The sequence below is a fragment of the Methanocrinis sp. genome, from assembly GCF_049974945.1.
Lineage (GTDB): Archaea > Halobacteriota > Methanosarcinia > Methanotrichales > Methanotrichaceae > Methanocrinis.
Genome location: NZ_JBNGCU010000146.1, coordinates 1 through 3286, shown reverse-complemented (window position 1 = coordinate 3286; position 3286 = coordinate 1). Strand labels below are relative to the sequence as shown.

5 protein-coding genes are annotated in these 3286 nt (G+C 62.2%); 2 read left to right on the top strand and 3 right to left on the bottom strand.

From position 1 onward, the window contains the following. Positions 1-212: tetratricopeptide repeat protein (locus ACP5EL_RS09875; RefSeq protein WP_428402342.1), on the top strand; the 212-nt coding region annotated here is incomplete at its 5' end. 44 nt (positions 213-256) lie between these two features. Next, positions 257-925, top strand: a complete 669-nt coding sequence (pyrH, locus tag ACP5EL_RS09870; RefSeq protein WP_428402341.1) for a UMP kinase — start codon at positions 257-259, stop codon at positions 923-925. A 29-nt stretch (positions 926-954) separates the two neighbouring features. Here pyrH and ACP5EL_RS09865 read toward each other — a convergent pair whose 3' ends face one another. From ACP5EL_RS09865 to hisI, 3 genes are all read right to left on the bottom strand, one after another. Continuing rightward, a complete protein-coding gene (locus tag ACP5EL_RS09865; protein WP_428402340.1) occupies positions 955-1848 on the bottom strand; it encodes a CBS domain-containing protein in 894 nt (297 codons plus the stop codon). A gap of 28 nt (positions 1849-1876) precedes the next feature. After that, positions 1877-2992 (bottom strand): radical SAM protein, encoded by a 1116-nt coding sequence (locus ACP5EL_RS09860; protein ID WP_428402339.1) that lies wholly within the window; start codon positions 2990-2992, stop codon positions 1877-1879. Then, on the bottom strand, positions 2989-3286 hold a 298-nt coding region (gene hisI, locus ACP5EL_RS09855; protein WP_428402338.1), incomplete at its 5' end, for a phosphoribosyl-AMP cyclohydrolase. The genes ACP5EL_RS09860 and hisI, both read right to left, overlap by 4 nt.

Below are 3286 nucleotides of genomic sequence, written 5' to 3'. Positions count from 1 at the left end.
ATTTCTACGAGAAGGCTCTTGCCATCTCCCGCGAGATCGGCGACAAGCGGGGCGAGGGAAACGACCTCTTCAATATGGGCCTCTCTCTGCGCGCCCTGGGCCAAAATGAGAAGGCCGTCTCTTTTGCCAGGTCCGCCCTTGCCATCTTCGAAGAGATCGAGAGCCCCAGTGCTGAGACCGTCCGCAAAACGCTCGCCGAGTGGTCCGGCTAGATCACAAGGAACCTTTTTATCCGCTCATAATCTTGCCCTCCCCCATGATACTCGTCTATTCCCTCGGCGGCTCCATCCTGGCGGGCCGCGATGCTGAGAGCCTCAAGGAGTACGCGCAGGCTCTAAAGAACCTGTCCGAAGAGCACCAGATCTTCGTGGTGGTGGGCGGGGGCAAGATCGCCCGGGAGTACATCGGAAAGGCCCGGGCCCTCGCGGCGAGCGAGGCCTTCTGCGATCTTTTGGGGATCGGAGCGACGAAGCTGAACGCCATGCTCCTGATCGCAGCCCTGGGGAGAGCCGCCGCCCCCGAGCCGGCCGAGAGCTACGCCGGCGCCCTTCTGGCCTCTGCCCCGGGCAGGATCGTCGTCCTGGGGGGGATGCAGCCGGGCCAGACCACCGACGCCGTGGCCGCCCTCCTCGCCGAGTACGCCCGCGCCGACAAGTTGATCGTTGCCACCTCCGTCGACGGCGTCTACTCCGCAGACCCCGAAGTCGATTCGAGGGCGGTGAAGTTCGATAAGATGACCTGCCGGGAGCTCGCCAGCCTCTCCATGGAGACGACGCTATCGGCGGGGTCGCGGTCGCCGGTGGACCCCCTGGCCGCAAAGATCATCGAGCGAAGCTCCATCCCCACCGTTGTGGTATACGGCGGGGACGCAGAAAACCTGAAGAGAGCGGCTGAGGGAGGCCACTCGGGGACGGAGATATCCTGAAGGGGGGGCTTATCCCTCCGAATCCTCTCCTAAAACCGGATCATGTAGCGGATCAGGTCTGTGGCTTCAAGAATCCCGGTGGGAACGTCGGAGTCGACGACAACGACCTGACAATCTCCGGTCTTTCCGAGCTTGCTTATGGCGACGTGAAGCGGCTCATTGGCCTTGACGGAGGGAAACGCCCTCTCCATCAACGCTTCCACCGGCATCTCCTCTTTCCCCTCAGCCATTCCTCGCACCACGTCCTCCATGCTGATCAGCCCCCTCAGGTCGCCGTTCTTTCCCACCAGGGCCGCCCGGGCCTTCGAATCAACGAGCTTCTTGCACGCATCGAGGAGCGAGAGGTCGGGATCGATGGTGATCGCCGGGCGGGCCAGGTTCTTCACCGGGATCTTGGGTATCGAGGTCATCTCTTTTATGTCGAATAAAAGACGGTTGGTGGTGTCGTCTCTTCCCGTCACCACCCCCTTGATGTGAGTCTTGTTGACGGGGGTCGGCCCTATCTCGATCTCGTCGTCGACGTTGAACTCTCTGATGTTTCCTATTATCTGGACGATGCCGCTGCACTGGTTTGGACGCATCACGGTGTAGAAGGTGATCTCGTTGGCGGTGGCCCCCTCGACGGGCGATCCGTTCCTGATCACTGGCACGTCCACCACATCGTCGTTTCCGTCCAGGTTGATCGCCTCGTAAGCTGCAGTGATGGCTCGATAGCCGCCCTTGGGTCCGGGAACTCCCTCCACCAGGTGGAGAGCTTTCAGAGACTGCATCTGGTTTCTGATGGTGCCGGGGTTTCTGTCGATGATCGAGGCGATCTCCTCGCCCTTTATGGCCCTGCTCTCTCGACGTTGTAAGTTTATCAGCGCAGTTAATATCTCTCTCTGTATCTGTGTGAGTTCCATCCTGATCGGGCTGATCTTCACGATTATCGGCTATATATACATGTTGATCTTATAGTCGAGATCTCCGCGCCGGGCAGGTCCTGCTGTCCCGATATGGCAGTTTCGCCATCTTCCGCCAGATCTTCTTCACCGGATCTTTGCGGACGTTTCCGGCCGTCCGGGGGAGGCAGGCGCAAGGATAGACGTCCCCCTCCGGGGTGACGTGCATCCAGTTTCTCCCGGCAAAGCAGCCGAACTCCCGGAAGGCCGCTGGCACGGAGAATACTCGGGGAGAGGATGCCCCAGAGACGAACTCGTCGAGGGCCGCGTGATCCACCTCAGAGAGGACGGAACCTAGTTCGTCCGACCACCTCCCCACCGGCACCACCTCGAAGAAGGTCAGCTCGTGAGCGCCGATCTCTCTCGCCAGCCGATGAAATCCATCGATCTCGGAGACGTTATCGGATCTCACAACGACGTAGAGGTCGACGAGAAGGCCGACGTCGAGGGCGCTTTTCACAGCCAACATGGCGTCCCGGAAGGCTCCGGACCTCCCTCTCATCCGGTCGTGCTCCTCCTCTCGGGGGCTGTCCAGGCTGACGTTGACGGCATAGAGCCCCGCCTCCTTCAGCTCCCGGGCGAGCTTCGCCGAAAAACCCGTCCCCGATGTGAAGATGGTGGAGATGGCCCGGTCGTCGACGGACCCGACCAGGTCGGGGAGGTCCCGGTAGGTGGTGGGCTCTCCGCCGTCGAAGATGACCAGGGTCGTCCCCAGGTCCAGGACCTGGCCTACGATGTCTCTGATCTCGCCGGGCTCCAGACGGTGGTGGCGGCCCGAGTCGGGGAGGGCGCAGTGGAGGCAGCGGTTGGGGCACTCCTCGGTGATGGATATGGTGACCTGGTCGGGGGTCCTTATCCCCAAAGACGACTTGAGGTAGCTTCTGACCAGGCGGTCGAAGGCCCTGCTCGGAATCGGCGGAAACCAGGTGGAGAGGATGAGCTGCTCTCCCGCCATCACCGGGATCTGGCCGTCGGCGATCCCCAGGGCCGACTTGACAAAGGGGAGGCGGGCCAGGGGCCCTGCGGCCCTCAGCCTGACCATCCCCTCCTCGACGGATGCCTCGACCTTGAAGATGGGGCTCTTGGCGAGGGTGTACCGCGGAGCTTCGCCGGGGATGCCGCTCAACGGTAGACCTCGCTCGGATCGAAGACCTTCTCGCCCACCACCTCTCCCTCCAGGTCCCGATAGAAGCAGGACCTGTAGCCCATATGGCAGGCCCCGCCCTCCTGCTCCACCTTGAGGAGGATGGCGTCCTGGTCGCAGTCGATCCTCGCCTCCACCACCTTCTGGAAGTGGCCTGAGGACTCGCCCTTAAGCCAGAGCTTTCCTCTCGACCGGCTCCAGTAGTGGGCCTTTCCCGTCTCCAGGGTCTTCGCCAGAGCCTCCCGGTTCATGTAGGCGAGCATCAGGACCTCGCCG